The 16,339-nt window shown below is 60.4% G+C and carries 9 protein-coding genes and 1 pseudogene; 6 read left to right on the forward strand and 4 right to left on the reverse strand.

Annotated features, from left to right (window positions below; all coding sequences use genetic code 11):
• Window positions 1-212 precede the first annotated feature (212 nt).
• From AC1DVF_RS24900 to nagE, 5 genes are all read left to right on the forward strand, one after another.
• Window positions 213-944 (forward strand): GntR family transcriptional regulator, encoded by a 732-nt coding sequence (locus AC1DVF_RS24900; protein ID WP_116254598.1) that lies wholly within the window; start codon window positions 213-215, stop codon window positions 942-944.
• A gap of 40 nt (window positions 945-984) precedes the next feature.
• Window positions 985-2,091, forward strand: coding sequence for an N-acetylglucosamine-6-phosphate deacetylase (nagA, locus tag AC1DVF_RS24905; RefSeq protein ID WP_460089955.1), 1,107 nt, complete (start codon window positions 985-987; stop codon window positions 2,089-2,091).
• A complete protein-coding gene (locus AC1DVF_RS24910; protein WP_460089953.1) occupies window positions 2,072-3,094 on the forward strand; it encodes an SIS domain-containing protein in 1,023 nt (340 codons plus the stop codon). The genes nagA and AC1DVF_RS24910 overlap by 20 nt, the downstream gene beginning before the upstream one ends.
• An 80-nt stretch (window positions 3,095-3,174) precedes the next feature.
• Complete coding sequence (ptsP, locus tag AC1DVF_RS24915) at window positions 3,175-5,688, forward strand: phosphoenolpyruvate--protein phosphotransferase (RefSeq protein WP_460089952.1); 2,514 nt, start codon at window positions 3,175-3,177, stop codon at window positions 5,686-5,688.
• A gap of 23 nt (window positions 5,689-5,711) precedes the next feature.
• A complete protein-coding gene (gene nagE / locus AC1DVF_RS24920; protein ID WP_460130920.1) occupies window positions 5,712-7,427 on the forward strand; it encodes an N-acetylglucosamine-specific PTS transporter subunit IIBC in 1,716 nt (571 codons plus the stop codon).
• Window positions 7,428-7,532: 105 nt separating this feature from the next.
• Here the strand turns inward: nagE and AC1DVF_RS24925 are convergent, their stop codons facing one another.
• The 4 genes and pseudogenes from AC1DVF_RS24925 to purL all read right to left on the reverse strand — a co-directional run bounded on the left by AC1DVF_RS24925 (window position 7,533) and on the right by purL (window position 14,593).
• Window positions 7,533-7,895 (reverse strand): DUF6124 family protein, encoded by a 363-nt coding sequence (locus AC1DVF_RS24925; RefSeq protein WP_460130917.1) that lies wholly within the window; start codon window positions 7,893-7,895, stop codon window positions 7,533-7,535.
• 1,005 nt (window positions 7,896-8,900) lie between these two features.
• Window positions 8,901-9,989 (reverse strand): annotated as a pseudogene (locus AC1DVF_RS24930) (autotransporter outer membrane beta-barrel domain-containing protein); the annotation flags it as partial.
• A 390-nt stretch (window positions 9,990-10,379) separates the two neighbouring features.
• Window positions 10,380-10,691, reverse strand: coding sequence for an NGG1p interacting factor NIF3 (locus AC1DVF_RS24935; RefSeq protein ID WP_477783303.1), 312 nt, complete (start codon window positions 10,689-10,691; stop codon window positions 10,380-10,382).
• A gap of 5 nt (window positions 10,692-10,696) precedes the next feature.
• Complete coding sequence (gene purL / locus AC1DVF_RS24940; RefSeq protein ID WP_477783304.1) at window positions 10,697-14,593, reverse strand: phosphoribosylformylglycinamidine synthase; 3,897 nt, start codon at window positions 14,591-14,593, stop codon at window positions 10,697-10,699.
• Between the two features lie 285 nt (window positions 14,594-14,878).
• On the opposite strand from purL, the gene mltF reads away from it, so the two are divergent.
• Window positions 14,879-16,339 (forward strand): membrane-bound lytic murein transglycosylase MltF, encoded by a 1,461-nt coding sequence (mltF, locus tag AC1DVF_RS24945; protein ID WP_016986102.1) that lies wholly within the window; start codon window positions 14,879-14,881, stop codon window positions 16,337-16,339.

Here is a 16,339-nt window from a genome sequence, read left to right on the forward strand (position 1 = left end):
ATACCACTCTCAACTGTAGGCGCTGCCGCAGGCTGCGATCTTTTGCTTTTTATAGGCCAACACTAATACCACTTGAAACCACACCCCCTAAAACCCGCCATTCCATTGGGCCAAAGCCTATTTTCGCGCGTTGACATGGTATTCAAGTGGTATTAATTTCCGCCCCACAAGCGAGCCACAACAATCCTATACTCGCGACGGAAATGCCCTACATGAACGACCTTCATACCCTACGCCCGGACGACTCTCAGCCGACGCCGCTGTACCTGCAGCTAGCGCGCAATCTGGAAGCAGCGATTCATGCCGGGCAGTGGAAGTCCGAACAGGCGATGCCTTCGGAACGCAACCTCAGCGAGCAACTGGGCATCTCCCGGGTGACTGCGCGCAAGGCGCTGGAAGTCCTGCTCGATCAAGGCCTGATCCGTCGCCTGCAAGGTTCCGGCACCTTCATCACCCCTCGCCTCGAACAACCGCTGTCGCGCCTTTCGGGTTTCAGCGAGATGCTGCGCCTCAAGGGCTTCGTGCCCAGTTCGCAATGGCTGGAACGCGAAGTCACCCTGCCGACCCACGAAGAACTGATCCGCCTCAGCCTGTCGCCCAACGACAAGGTCGCGCGCATGAAGCGTCTGCGCAAAGCCGATGACACGGTGATGGCCATCGAAATGAGCACCCTGCCCGCCTCGATCATGCCCAAGCCGCAACTGGTCGGCGATTCGCTCTACGAATACCTCGACGGCATCGGCAAGCCGATCGTCCGCGCCCTGCAGCACATCCAGGCGATCAACGCCTCTGACGAGTTCGCCGCGCTGGTCGGCATTGCCCCCGGCACCGCGATGTTACTGATGACCCGGGTCGGCTACCTCGAAGACAACACCCCGATCGAAGTCACCGACACCTATTGCCGCAACGACTACTACGACTTTGTTGCAGAGCTTCGTAGATAAAGAGCTGCGTCGATAAGCGCAGTCACAAGCGAGAACCAAAATGTCCGAAGACAACATCCTTACCGCCAGCGGCTGGATTCGCGGCCGGCTGGTCCACGAACACGGCAAAGTCGTGTCGATCGAAGGCGTGCCCTGCGATCCGGCCGACAATGACCTGCCGTATCTGCTGCCGGGTTTCATCGATCTGCACGTCCACGGCGGCGGTGGCAAAGACATCATGGAAGGCGCCAGCGCCTTCGAGACGATCACCAGAACCCACGTGCGTTTCGGCACCACCTCGCTGCTGGCCACCACCATGACCGCGCCGAGCGCCGAGATCTCCAGTGTCTTGAAAGAAGTCGGAGAGTTCTGCGAACAGCGTCCGCAAGGTGCCGCGCGAGTCCTCGGCGTACATCTCGAAGGCCCGTACATCAATCCGGGAAAACTCGGCGCGCAACCGAACTTCGCCCACACCGCGTTAATGGCCGAAGTCGAAGAATATCTGGCACTGGCGCCGATCCGGGTGATCACCATCGCCCCGGAAATCGCCGGCCACGACGGTTTGATCCGTGAGCTGAGCAGCCGTGGCGTGCGCATGCAGATCGGCCACACCCTCGGCAGTTACGAAGAAGGCGTCGCCGCCCTCGATGCCGGCGCGACCAGTTTCACCCACCTCTACAACGCCATGAGCCCGCTGCATCACCGCGAGCCGGGCATCGTCGGCGCCGCGCTGGCCCACGCCAAATTCGCCGAGCTGATTCCGGATTTGCTGCACGTGCATCCCGGTGCGATCCGCGTGGCCTTGCGTTCGATCCCGTGCCTGTATTGCGTCACCGATTCGACCGCCGCCGCTGGCATGCCCGACGGTGAATACAAGCTCGGCAGCCACACCGTGACCAAATGCCTGGGCGGCGTACGCCTGCCCGACGGCACGTTGGCCGGCAGCACCCTGACCATGGATCAGGCCCTGCGCAATCTGGTGAAGATTGGTTTGCCGCTCGCCGAGGCCTCGCAGCGCCTGTCGCAATTTCCCGCCGACTACCTCGGCATCAACGAACGCGGGCGCCTGCAACCAGGGGCCTGGGCCGACTGCGTGCGGCTGGATCGCTCACTCACACTGACCGCCGTCATGGTCGAAGGAGAAGACATTGACTTCAAAAATGCTTGAGGAGGCGCTGTCCTCGTTCGAGGCCGTGCAAGCCCAACTGCAACAGCTCGACCCGCAAATGATCGAAATTGCCGGGCGCCTGCGCCGTCAGCCACCGCAAGTGGCAATGACTGTGGCGCGCGGCAGTTCCGACCACGCTGCGAGCTACTTCGCCTACCTGACCATGCAGCAACTCGGCGTACCGGTGGCGTCGTTGCCGATGTCGGTGGTGACCATGCAGCAGGCGCCGTTGAAGGTCAGCGGTCAGGTCGCGTTCGCCTTTTCCCAGTCGGGGCAAAGCCCGGATCTGGTCAACAGCCTGCGCCTGTTGCGCAAGCGTGGCGCGCTCAGTGTGTCGATGGTCAACGCCGCCGATTCGCCACTGGAAGCCGCGTGTGAATTCAGCGTTCCCCTGCTCGCCGGGACTGAAAGCAGCGTCGCCGCGACCAAAAGTTTTATCGCCACCCTCAGCGCCAGCGCCCGTTTGGTCGCGCACTGGAAAGAGGACAGCGAATTGCTCGAAGCCGGCAACGCCCTGCCGGAAGGCCTGCGCGAAGCGGCGAAACAGGACTGGAGCGTGGCCATCGAAGCACTGCGCGATTGCCAGCGTTTGATGGTCATCGGTCGCGGTGCCGGTTTTGCCATCGCCCAAGAGGCGGCGCTGAAATTCAAGGAAACCTCGGCGATTCAGGCCGAAGCCTTCAGCAGCGCCGAAGTGCGTCACGGCCCGATGGCACTGATCGACGAACACTATCCGTTGCTGGTTTTCGCCCCACGCGGTGCCGAGCAGGCTGGCCTGTTGAGCCTCGCGGCAGAAATGCGTCAGCGCGGCGCCCGTGTGTTGTTGGCCGCGCCGGATGACGTGACCGAGCGCGACCTGACCCTGACCCGCGCCGAACACCCGGCCCTTGATCCGATTCTGGCGATCCAGAGTTTCTACGTGATGGCCGCCGGTCTGGCGGTGGCCCGTGGCATGGACCCGGATCAGCCGCGCCACCTGAGCAAAGTGACCCGCACGCATTAATTGAAGCAAGCCTGTAGGAGCTGCCGAAGGCTGCTCCTATAGGGGACATCGAACCGAGATATAACCGATGAGACCGAGCCATGCACAACAACAATAAAGAGCTGACCCTCAGCGCCCCGCTCAGCGGCCCGGTGCTCACGCTCGCCAAAGTCCCGGACGCGGTGTTCGCCAGCGGCGCCATGGGCGACGGCATTGCTATCGACCCGATCAACGACACGCTGTATTCGCCGTGCGCCGGAATGATCATTCACGTTGCCCGCACCGGCCACGCGCTCACCGTGCGTGCCGACAACGGCGCGGAGATCCTTCTGCATCTGGGCCTCGACACCGTTGAGTTGAACGGCGAAGGCTTCTCGATGCTGGTCAAGGATGGCACCCGCGTCAGCAAGGGCCAGCCGTTGTTGCGCTATGACCTGGACAAGGTCGGCCAGCAATGCAAAAGCCTGGTCAGCCTGTTGATCCTGACCAACAGCCAGGATTTTCAGGTGCGGCCGATTACGCTCAAAGCAGTGAAAGTCGGCGAGCCGTTGCTGCACATTATTGCGCGCAACGGTCTGGCGGCGAGCGCAGCAGTCATCGACGGGCCTGAGGTTCTTGGCCATGTTCTGGTGGCCCATCGCGGTGGTTTGCATGCCCGCCCGGCTGCGTTGATTCGGCAGACTGCGCAAGGGTTCAAGAGCCAGTCGCAACTGCACTTCGCCGGCAAATCGGCGCCGTGCAACAGCCTGATCGGTTTGATGGGCCTGGCCGTTGGCGAGCAGGATGAGGTGCAGGTCAGTTGCCAGGGGCCGGACGCTGAAGCGGCGTTGCAAGCGTTGCTTACGGCGTTGGCCACCGCGCTGCCGGGTGATCATCACGCTGCGGCGCCGGTCAATGCTGCCACTCTTAAGCGCCCGGCCGAGGCTGGCGTGTTGCACGGTGTCTGCGCTGCGCCAGGACTGGTTGGCGGGCCGCTGTTTCGTTTGAACGCGATCAGTTTGCCAGCGGATGCGGGCAATCATGATCCGCTACGGCAACAGCAGGTGCTCGACACGGCGCTGACTCAGGTCCGCAACGAAATCGACGCCACCCTCGCGCAAGCGAAAAAACACAGGAATGCCGACGAAGAAGCGATCTTCGCCGCGCATCTGGCTCTGCTGGAAGATCCGGCGCTGCTTGATGCTTCGCAACAGTCCATCGAACAAGGCACTGCAGCCACTCACGCCTGGAGCCAGTCAATCGACGTGCAGTGCGAAATGCTGCAGCACACCGGCAGCGCGCTGCTGGCCGAGCGCGCCAACGATCTGCGTGACCTCAAGCAACGGGTGTTGCGGGCATTGCTTGGTGAAGCGTGGCATTACGACGTACCGGCCGGTGCCATCGTCGCGGCGCATGAACTGACGCCTTCGGATCTGCTGCAACTCAGTGCGCAAGGCGTTGCCGGGTTATGCATGGCCGAGGGTGGCGCGACGTCGCATGTGGCAATTCTCGCTCGCGGCAAAGGTCTGCCGTGCATGGTGGCGTTGGGTTCTGCCTTGCTTGATCAGCGACAAGGCCAAGCGGTGGTGCTCGATGCCGACGGAGGACGCCTCGAACTGACGCCAGATGCCGAACGCCTGGCTGAAGTTCAGCAGGCGCAACTCGACCGTCAGCAGCGCCGCGACGCACAGCAAGCCAAGGCTCACCTGCCTGCAGAAACCCGCAACGGCGTGACCATCGAAGTCGTCGCCAACGTTGCCTCCAGCGGTGAAGCGGTAGATGCCTTCGCCAACGGCGCTGATGGCGTTGGTCTGTTGCGCACTGAGTTTTTGTTCGTCGATCGTCAGACCGCGCCGGATGTCGAAGAACAGCGTGCGGCCTATCAAGGCGTACTGGACGCGATGGGCGAGCACCCGGTGATCATCCGCACCATCGACGTCGGCGGCGACAAGCAACTCGACTACCTGCCGCTGCCGGTCGAAGCCAATCCGGTACTCGGTCTGCGCGGCATTCGTCTGGCTCAGGCGCGCCCGGAAATCCTCGACCAGCAACTGCGCGCGCTGCTGCAAGTCAGCCCGCTGCGCCGCTGCCGGATCCTGTTGCCGATGGTCACCGAAGTGGATGAGTTGCTGCACATCCGCCAACGCGTAGATGCGTTGTGCCTGGAGCTGAAGATCACCCAACGCCCGGAAATCGGCGTGATGATCGAAGTCCCTGCCGCCGCATTGCAGGCCGAACAACTGGCCGAACATGCGGACTTCCTTTCCATCGGCACCAACGATCTCTCCCAATACACCTTGGCCATGGACCGCGACCACGCCGGCTTGGCCGCTAGGGTCGACGCCCTGCACCCGGCGCTGCTGCGCCTGATCGCCATGACCTGCGAAGGCGCGGCAGTGCACAAGCGTTGGGTCGGCGTCTGCGGCGCCCTCGCCTCCGACCCGCTGGCCACACCCGTTTTGATCGGCCTCGGCGTGAGCGAACTGTCGGTCAGCCCGGTGCAGATCGGTGAAATCAAGGACCGCGTGCGTCAACTGCACGAAGCCGAATGTCAGCGCCTGAGTCGCGACCTGCTCAAGCTGAGCAGCGCCGCCGCCGTGCGTCACGCCTGTCATCAACATTGGCCTCTGCGCTAACAAAAACAAAAAGGACAAACGCCATGTACCAACTCTTCATCGAAGGCCTGCAACGCCTCGGCCGCGCGCTGATGCTGCCGATCGCGATCCTGCCGATTGCCGGCCTGCTGCTGCGTCTGGGTGATACCGACCTGCTGAACATCGCGATCATCCACGATGCCGGCCAAGTGATCTTCGCCAACCTGGCGATGATCTTCGCCATCGGCATCGCCGTCGGTTTCGCCAAGGACAATAACGGCACCGCCGGTCTTGCCGGAGTGATCGGTTATCTGGTGATGATCTCCACGCTGAAGGTGCTCGATGCGAGCATCAACATGGGCATGCTCGCCGGGATTGTCAGCGGCCTGATGGCGGGCGCGCTGTACAACCGCTTCAAGGACATCAAGCTGCCGGAATACCTGGCGTTCTTCGGTGGCCGGCGGTTTGTGCCGATTGTCACCGGGTTCGCGGCGGTCGGCCTCGGTGTCGTGTTCGGCTATATCTGGCCGCCGATCCAGCACGGCATCAACGCGTTTGGTGCGCTGATGATGGAAAGCGGCAGTATCGGCGCGTTCGTGTTTGGCGTGTTCAACCGCCTGCTGATCGTCACCGGCCTGCACCACATCCTCAACAACATGGCGTGGTTCGTGTTCGGCAACTTCACCGATCCAACTACCGGGGCTCTGGTGACGGGTGACCTGTCGCGCTACTTTGCCGGTGATCCGAAGGGCGGGCAGTTCATGACCGGCATGTTCCCGATGATGATCTTCGGCCTGCCGGCGGCGTGTCTGGCGATGTACCGCAATGCACTGCCGGAACGACGCAAGGTGATGGGCGGAATTTTCCTGTCGATGGCGCTGACTTCGTTTTTGACCGGGGTGACTGAGCCGATTGAATTTGCCTTCATGTTTCTGGCGCCGCTGTTGTATCTGCTGCATGCGCTGCTGACCGGGTTGTCGATGGCGATTACCAATGCGCTGAACATTCACCTCGGCTTCACCTTCTCCGGCGGCTTCATCGACATGGTGCTGGGCTGGGGCCGCTCGACGAATGGCTGGTTGGTGATTCCGGTCGGGCTGGCGTATGCCGTGGTGTATTACGCGGTGTTTGATTTCTGCATTCGTCGTTTCAATCTGAAGACGCCGGGGCGTGAGGATGTGGCGACGGCTGAAAAAGCGGTTTTCGCGGAAAACGAACGCGCCGGGGCTTACATCAAGGCACTCGGGGGTGCAGACAACCTTGTGACTGTCGGTGCCTGCACTACGCGGTTGCGACTGGAAATGGTGGATCGCAACAAGGCATCCGATGCAGACCTGAAAGCATTGGGTGCGATGGCCGTTGTGCGTCCGGGCAAGGGTGGCAGTTTGCAGGTGGTGGTCGGTCCGCTGGCCGACAGCATTGCTGATGAGATTCGCCTGGCGATGCCGGCCTTGGGGCGTGCGGTTCTTGCTGAACCTGTAGAGGTTGTCGAAGAGCCGAAAGCGGTTGTGGTCGCAGGCACCGAAGCTCAGCAATGGCTGAATGCGCTGGGTGGTGGCGACAACGTGCTGCAACTGGATTGCATTGCCATGAGCCGGATTCGCTTGCTGTTGGCGGATGGCAATGCGCTGTCCGAGGCGCAGTTGAAGGAGCTGGGTTGTCAGGGTGTCAGCCAGTTGGAGGGTGGGGTCTGGCACTTGTTGGTGGGTGAAAAAGCTGCGAGTTTGAGTGGAGCACTTGAAGCGCTGGTCAATCGCAGTGAGGTCAGTGCCAAGGTTTAGAGGTCTGGTGTCTGGATCGGCCTCATCGCTAGCAGGCTAGCTCCCACAAGAGAATGCATTTCACTGTGGGAGCCAGCCTGCTGGCGATGAACGATGACGCGGACGTCAGGTTTGTGGGTCGACTCGATCCAGCGCTCGATTTACCGCCAGTTCGGCGAGCATGACGATTTGCTGGATACCTAATACCGTGCTGCGCTGCGAACCGCTTAGCTCATTGGCGAAGTTGCTGGCGGCGGTGCTTGCCGAGGCTAACGATTCGCAGGCGTGGGCGAGCAGGCTTTCGGTGTCGACCTCTGGGCGGACCATGAACATGGTGCTCGGTCGGCAGGGCTTTGCGGGGGCGGGGCACAGATAGAAGTCGAGGGCGCGTTTGATGGCTTCGCGGTTTCGGGCCTGGTCTTCGGCGCGGAGGGCTTCTTCGAGTGGGGTTTTGGTTTCGGGGGGTGGGTCGGGAATTAGCTTGTCCAAAATTCAACTCCTGCTACAGCAAGTGAGGATGCCATCGTTCGCCGGATCTCACGCGGCGAAGAGGTGGCAGCTATGTGCAGGGTGAGATCCACCGGAGCAGGCAACCGGCCAGACCGAAGTCTGCCCGCACACAGCCGCCATAAAACAGGCAGCAGATTGAGCTGGCGCCAATTATCGTGGTGTTGGCGCTAGTTGCAAGCATTCCGGGGATCTCACGCCCGGTCGCTGAATTGGCAGCGACAGACAAAGCCTAGAGAGCAGGCGTCCGACGGACAACCTGAAAACCTTGTGGGAAGATTCTGGTTATTCGACACATCATTAAACAGACAAAAACAACCCTCACCCTAGCCCTCTCCCAGAGGGAGAAGGGACTGACCGAGGTGTTTGGTGGATGTACGCCGACGTGAAATACCGAGTCGAACTCATATCCTGAAAAGCCCAAAAATCGGCCCCCTCTCCCTCGGGAGAGGGCTGGGCGGGCGGCGTTCCGATGAGGGGCAGCTCCAACACAAATCAAAAACCGAACACCCCGTGCTCCTCACCACTCAACAGGATGAGCGTTAGCTCGGCTGCAGCTCTTGATCTTGATCCACCGGCCCCGTCGGCAGGCTGAGTGGAGGGATTGATCCGGGGGGTGGGAGCTCAGCGACCGTTCGACGAAGTCGAACACATCGAGAGGAGGTGCAGCGAAGCAAACCGGAGGCGATGCGCCCGGATCAATCCCGGAGCGAAGGAACCCCGAGCCTCAGCGAGCGGGCCGAACGTTGGGGCAAGCGTTTTTTGCTTACTTTTTAGGCGTTTGTAAAAAAGTGAGTCGCCGTAAGGGCGAAACCGCCAGCCGCAGCACCCAAAAAAATGGATATTCACCCAGTCAACAAGAGCATGGTCGCCTATAAGGGCGCCATCGCCGGCAAGCCAACTTCCACAGTTAAATGAGTTAACCCCTCAAATCGTGGCCAACAAAAAACCCGCAGAATTTGCTTTCCGCGGGTTTACATTTTGCCTCTAGAAACTCATCTGCCACTGCCCAGTTAACGCTTGATTACGACTATTGCTACCCACCTCGGCGTTGTAACCAATACTCAGGGTTTGGCGTGCAGAGATCCCGACGTCAACACCTGCCCCGACTATCAGGCTGTCGCGATCCAAAGCACTGCCCTGGACATTGAACCCGGAGCCACCCAAAACAAAGGCCTGACGGGTTTCACTTTCTACGTCGCCGTAAGTGTGGCGCCAGCCAAGGCTACCCCTCGGCGTTACGCTGATACCGTTCTGCAACTGATTAAGCTGCGCCAGTCGCACGCCGAACGTGCTGCTGAAGTTATCCTGGGTCTGGGAGTCCACGGCCAACGCGGCCAAGCCGCCTTTTTCAGTGAACCCTTCGCGGTGATAACGCTGGTACCCCAGATTGGCGAATGGCTCGACGTTGAGCCGGCCACTGCCCAACAAATAGCCCAGTTCCGCAAAGGCTTGTTGGCTGTCGGCATCGTAGTTGCCTTTTGGCCGGTCGCTGAAGCCTTCGAATTCAACCGTACGCTTATTATCTCCGTCATGGCCGCTGTAAGCCGCCCCCAGGCGTAACGCCAGAGGCCCATCCTGGCGCATGGCGTACGCGCCGACATGCCAACTGTGCAGCGTGCCCTCGAAGTTATGGCTGTCGAGGTCAGTCTTCGAATAACCACCGAGTACGCCCATGCGCCATTCGGGCGAAAGCGACCAATCCACGCCCAGCACAGTTCCAGCCGTTCGTTGCTCAAAACTGGAATTGCCCTGTTCGCCGTCGAGCTTGCCGTAGCTGCCAATGCCTTGCAGCCATACGCGGCCCGGTGCGCTTGGATCGTTCAGATTGCGAACAGTGTTCGCAACGTCAGTGGCCGCCAGAACCGGGGTCTGCGATGAATCAAGCCCCACCCGCAAGCCGCTATCGCTGCCCATTTGCTGCATCGCTGTACGCATGCTGGTCATTACCGACGAACTGGCGGCCAGTGTGGCGCTGCTCAAATTGGCATTGCTGCCAGCAGCGAGACTTTCGATGGCTGCACTAATGCCTGCAGCACCTTGAGAGATCGTGATGACAGCGTTGTAAAGGACGTTGGACTTATCCCCATTGACCGGAAATCCAGACCCTGGAGGCCCGAAGATCGGGTCGAAATCGAGTGCAGGGCTTATCGTTTGGATACTTTCAGCGGCATGGGTACCGTTCGCAGTTCGAGCATAACGACTAAGGTCCAGCTTATGAGGAACGTCCACCCGATTGAAGGCATCGCTGATCGTCTCTGCCGCTCTGACTTGATTGAAAAAACCTCCGGCAACAACCGAGGCCATACATACGGTGAAACGATGACGGGTAAGAAACATGCGAGAAATCCTTTTGTCGTTATGACTCGATCATCCTATATAGCGCTTTGGCATTACCAGCAAAAAAGCAGGCAAAAAAAACCGCTGAAATCACTTTCAGCGGTTTTTTTATCAGCGGCCAAAGACTCAGAAATTTTCCAGCCGCCACACCTCATAAGCCGGCGTCTCGTACGGATGACTGAGCTTCAACGCCGCCACAACAGCCACGATCAACTCATCCGCCACTACAAGCTCAACCTTCCATTCCTCAACCCGCTCAACCTGTCCCGCCTCGCCAATGAACGGCTGACTGCCGTCCAACGGTCGAAACTGGCCAGACCCAAGCACCTGCCACGCACAGTGGTCATAGTCACCGATCCGCCCGCCACCGGCAGCGAACACAGCCCCTTTGACCACCTCGACATGACTGTCAGGAACAAAAAACGCCAGCTTGTACACAGGCCTTAGTTCACCCAGACGCGCGCGTTACGGAACATACGCATCCAAGGTGCGTCTTCGTTCCAGTCTTCCGAACGCCACGAGTTCTGCACCGCGCGGAACACACGCTCCGGGTGCGGCATCATGATCGTCACACGGCCATCACGGCTGGTGAGACCGGTAATCCCGCGCGGCGAACCGTTCGGGTTGGCCGGATAACGCTCAGTGACCTTGCCATGGTTGTCGACGAAACGCATCGCCACGCAACCGGACAGATCGGCTTCCAGCAGGGCTTCTTCGCTGGAGAACTCGGCGTGACCTTCACCGTGAGCGATGGCGATCGGCATACGCGAACCGGCCATGCCTTGCAGGAAGATCGAGTTCGACTCCTGAACCTGAACCATCGCCACGCGCGCTTCGAACTGCTCGGAGCGGTTACGCACGAAGTGCGGCCAGAATTCGCTGCCCGGAATCAGCTCGTGCAGGTTGGACATCATCTGGCAACCGTTGCACACGCCGAGGGTGAAGCTGTCGTTACGTTCGAAAAAGCCCTGGAACGCGTCGCGGGCGCGGCTGTTGAACAGTGCCGACTTGGCCCAGCCTTCGCCGGCGCCGAGAACGTCGCCGTAGGAGAAACCACCGCAGGCCACCAGACCTTTGAACTCGTTCAGGTCGACACGGCCGGCCAGAATATCGCTCATGTGCACGTCGATCGCGTTGAAACCGGCGCGGTCGAACGCGGCGGCCATTTCCACCTGACCGTTGACGCCCTGCTCACGCAGCACGGCAACCTGAGGGCGGATGCCTTTCTTGATGTAAGGCGCGGCGATGTCCTGGTTGACGTCGTAGCTGAGCTTGACGCTCAGGCCCGGGTTGTCTTCTTCCAGCAGCACGTCGAACTCTTGTTCGGCGCAGTCGGCGTTGTCACGCAGACGCTGGATCTGGTAGCTGGTCTCGGCCCACTGACGTTGCAGCAGACGACGCTGACCTTCGAACACGGTGTCACCGTTGAAGGTGATGTTGATCTGGCCATTGTTGATCGGCTGACCGATCACCGATACGCAGTCGCCCAGACCGGCCGCGCTGAATTGCGCGAGGATATCTGGCGTGGCGTCCTGACGAACCTGGATCACGGCGCCCAATTCTTCGTTGAACAGGATCGCGGCGATTTCCGCCGAAGACTCGGCAACGCTGTCGAGGTTCAGGCTCAGACCGCAGTGGCCGGCGAAGGCCATTTCCACCACGGAGGTCAGCAGACCACCGTCGGAACGGTCGTGGTAAGCCAGCAGGTGACCGTCGGCGTTGAGGCCCTGGATCACTGCGAAGAAGGCTTTCAGGTCTTCGGCGTCATCGACATCCGGCGCATATTTGCCGAGCTTGCCGTGAACCTGAGCAAGGATCGAAGCACCCATACGGTTCTGACCGCGACCGAGGTCGATCAGGATCAGGTCGGTGGTGCCCTTGTCCATGCGCAGTTCCGGGGTCAGGGTCTGACGGATGTCAGCCACTGGCGCGAAACCGGTCACGATCAGCGACATCGGCGAGGTCACGGTTTTTTCTTCGCCGTTATCGTTCCAGCGGGTGGCCATGGACATCGAGTCCTTGCCCACCGGAATGGTGATGCCCAGCTCAGGGCACAGTTCCATACCGACCGCTTTCACGGTGTCGTACAGACGCGCGTCTTCGCCCGGGTGGCCGGCCGCCGACATCCAGTTCGCCGACAGTTTGATGTCGGAGAGCTTGTTGATACGCGAAGCAGCGATGTTGGTCAGGGTTTCGCCGATGGCCATGCGGCCCGACGCCGGAGCGTCCAGCAGTGCCAGCGGAGTCCGCTCGCCCATCGCCATCGCTTCACCGGTGTAAACGTCAAAACTGGTGGCGGTGACAGCAACGTCGGCCACCGGAACCTGCCATGGGCCAACCATTTGGTCACGGGCCACGAGGCCGGTGATGGTGCGGTCGCCGATGGTGATCAGGAAGCTTTTGCTCGCCACGGCCGGGTGATGCAGAACGCGTTCGATGGACTCGCTGATGTCGAGGTTCGACGGATCGAAGTCATCGCCCAACTCAGCTTCACGAACCACCGAACGGTGCATGCGCGGGGCTTTGCCCAGCAACACTTCCAGCGGCATGTCCACCGGGTTGTTGCCGAAGTGGCTGTCGGTCACGGTCAGTTGCGGCTCGGCAGTCGCCTCGCCCACTACGGCAAACGGGCAACGCTCACGTTCGCAGATCGCCTGGAAGCGCTCGAAGTCTTCCGGGCCGACCGCCAGAACGTAACGTTCCTGGGATTCGTTGGACCAGATTTCGTGCGGGGCCATGCCCGGCTCGTCGTTGGGAATGTTGCGCAGTTCGAAACGGCCACCGCGGTCGCCGTCGTTGACCAGTTCCGGGAAGGCGTTGGACAGACCGCCCGCGCCCACGTCGTGGATGAAGCTGATCGGGTTTTTGTCACCCAGTTGCCAGCAACGGTCGATGACTTCTTGGCAGCGACGCTCCATTTCAGGGTTTTCACGCTGCACGGAAGCGAAGTCGAGATCCGCCGAACTGGTGCCGGTGGCCATCGAGGACGCGGCACCGCCACCCAGACCGATGAGCATCGCCGGGCCGCCGAGGACGATCAGCTTGGAGCCAACGACGATTTCGCCTTTCTTGACGTGTTCTTCACGGATGTTGCCCATGCCGCCAGCGAGCATGATCGGCTTGTGGTAACCACGAACTTCGTCACCGTGCGGGGTGGTGATCGACTGTTCGAAGGTACGGAAGTAACCGGTCAGGGCCGGACGACCGAATTCGTTGTTGAACGCAGCGCCGCCGAGCGGGCCTTCGATCATGATGTCCAGCGCGGTAACAATGCGCTCAGGCTTGCCGTACGGCACTTCCCACGGCTGTTCGAAGCCCGGGATCTGCAGGTTGGACACGGTGAAACCGGTCAGGCCAGCCTTTGGCTTGGCGCCACGGCCGGTTGCACCTTCGTCGCGGATCTCGCCACCGGAACCGGTCGATGCGCCCGGGAACGGAGCAATTGCGGTCGGGTGGTTGTGGGTTTCAACCTTCATCAGGATGTGCACCGGCTCCTGCACCGCGCCGTACTGGCGGGTTTCAGGATTCGGGAAGAAACGGCCGGCAACGTTGCCGACGATCACCGAGGCGTTGTCCTTATAAGCCGACAGAACGCCTTCACTGTGCATCACGTAGGTGTTCTTGATCATGCCGAACAGGCTTTTTTCCTGGTTCTCACCATCAATATCCCAACTGGCGTTGAAGATTTTGTGGCGGCAGTGCTCGGAGTTGGCCTGGGCGAACATCATCAGTTCGATGTCGTGCGGGTTGCGCTTCAAGCCATTGAAGGCGTCGACCAGATAGTCGATCTCGTCTTCGGCCAGAGCCAGGCCCAGCTCGGTATTGGCTTTTTCCAGCGCAGCGCGACCACCACCGAGGATATCGATTGCAGTCAGCGGCTTCGGCTCGGCGTGACTGAACAGACCGGCGGCCTGTTCGAGGTTGGCCAGGACGATCTGGGTCATGCGGTCATGCAGCACGTCGGCAATCTGCTGCGCTTCAGCTTCGCTGAACTGACCGGCGACGTAGAAGGCGATACCGCGCTCCAGACGCTGGATCTTGCTCAGGCCGCAGTTGCGGGCGATGTCGCTGGCCTTGCTCGACCATGGCGAAATGGTGCCGAAACGCGGCAACACCAGAAACAGACGGCCGGTAGGCTCTTGTACCGGAACGCTTGGACCGTACTTCAGAAGGCGCGCAAGCACCTGCTGTTCGTCGCCGGTCAGGACGCCGGTGACTTCGGCGAAGTGAGCGAATTCAGCATACAGGCCACTGACAGCTGGAACCTTCTGGCTCAGTTGCTCAAGGAGTTTGCTGTGGCGAAAGGCAGAAAGGGCAGGAGCGCCGCGCAGGATCAACATCTTCGGGACAGCCTCGGGAAGGGGTGTGCTTTGAGGCCGTGCATTCTAGCCTAAACCGCCCTCAACATCACCCGAAACGCTACGCACGGTTGCACTCGGGTATCAATCTGTGTTTCCGACTTCAGAGTCAGGTAAATCAGCGATTCAGAGGCAGCTTATTTTTACTGTAACAAAATGCCGTCAAGCCCCGTTTCTGCGGGGTTTCGTGCAGTTTTGTGATCGCTAGCAGACTCGCCCTGCACTGTCGAGATATGGCGCCCGCAGCCGTTTGCGTATACTGCGCAGATGTTTTTCCCAACGGCTTTGCGTCCGCGGTACGCCAAATGGCTGATCGCAACCGGACTCTTCCTGATGCTTGGTGGCTGTGTTGATAAACCCAACACACTCGAGCGCGTAAAGGAGGATGGTGTGCTGCGGGTGATTACCCGTAACAGCCCCGCCACCTACTTTCAGGATCGCAGCGGTGAAACCGGCTTCGAATACGAGCTGGTGAAGCGTTTCGCCGACGATTTGGGTGTCGAGCTGAAGATCGAGACCGCCGACAACCTCGACGACCTCTTCGATCAGATCGGCAAACCGAACGGCCCGGTGCTGGCCGCCGCCGGTCTGGTCAGCAGCGATCAGCGCAAGCAGCAGGTGCGCTTTTCGCACTCCTACCTTGAAGTCACCCCGCAGATCATCTATCGCAACGGCCAGTCACGGCCGACCGATCCTGGCGATCTGGTCGGCAAGAAGATCATGGTGCTCAAGGGCAGCACCCACGCCGAGCAACTGGCGGAGCTGAAAAAGAAATTCCCCGGCATCGAGTATGAAGAGTCCGACGCGGTTGAAGTGGTCGACCTGCTGCGCATGGTCGATGAAGGCCAGATCGACCTGACCTTGGTCGATTCCAACGAAGTGGCGATGAATCAGGTGTACTTCACCAACATTCGTGTGGCCTTCGACCTCGGTGATGCGCGCAGCCAGAGCTGGGCGGTCGGCCCGGGCGAAGACAACAGCCTGCTCAACGAAATCAACGCGTACCTGGACAAAGTGCAGAAGAACGGCACCCTGCAACGCTTGAAGGATCGCTATTACGGCCACGTCGATGTTCTCGGCTATATGGGCGCCACGACCTTCGCCCAGCACTTGCAGCAGCGCCTGCCGAAATACGAACAGCACTTCAAGAATTACGCGAAGAAAGAGAAAGTCGACTGGCGTCTGCTGGCGGCCATTGGTTATCAGGAATCGCTGTGGCAGCCGACGGTTACCTCGAAGACCGGCGTGCGCGGGCTGATGATGCTGACCCAGAACACGGCACAGGCAATGGGCGTGTCCAACCGCCTCGATCCGAAGCAGAGCATCATGGGCGGCGCCAAGTACCTGGCTTATATGAAGGATCAGCTCGACGATTCGATCAAGGAGCCGGATCGCACCTGGTTCGCCCTCGCGGCCTACAACGTCGGCAGTGGCCACCTGGATGACGCGCGCAAGCTGACGGCCAAGGAAGGGCTGAACCCGGACAAATGGCTGGATGTGAAGAAGATCCTGCCGCGCCTGTCGCAGAAACAGTGGTACAGCAAGACGCGTTATGGCTACGCCCGAGGCGGCGAGCCGGTGCACTTTGTGGCGAACATTCGTCGCTACTACGACATTTTGACCTGGGTGACGCAGCCGCAACTTGAGGGTGATCAAGTGGCTGAGGGCAATCTGCATGTGCCCGGTATCGACAAGTCGAAACCCGCTCAAGAACCTGCCCCGCTCTAA

This window comes from Pseudomonas sp. P4_D7, from assembly GCF_056401755.1.

Coding starts and splice junctions, on each gene's coding strand:
- AC1DVF_RS24900 (WP_116254598.1), top strand. CDS start 213: ATGAACGACCTTCATACCCTACGCCCGGACGACTCTCAGCCGACGCCG.
- nagA (WP_460089955.1), top strand. CDS start 985: ATGTCCGAAGACAACATCCTTACCGCCAGCGGCTGGATTCGCGGCCGG.
- ptsP (WP_460089952.1), top strand. CDS start 3,175: ATGCACAACAACAATAAAGAGCTGACCCTCAGCGCCCCGCTCAGCGGC.
- nagE (WP_460130920.1), top strand. CDS start 5,712: ATGTACCAACTCTTCATCGAAGGCCTGCAACGCCTCGGCCGCGCGCTG.
- purL (WP_477783304.1), bottom strand. CDS start 14,593: ATGTTGATCCTGCGCGGCGCTCCTGCCCTTTCTGCCTTTCGCCACAGC.
- mltF (WP_016986102.1), top strand. CDS start 14,879: ATGTTTTTCCCAACGGCTTTGCGTCCGCGGTACGCCAAATGGCTGATC.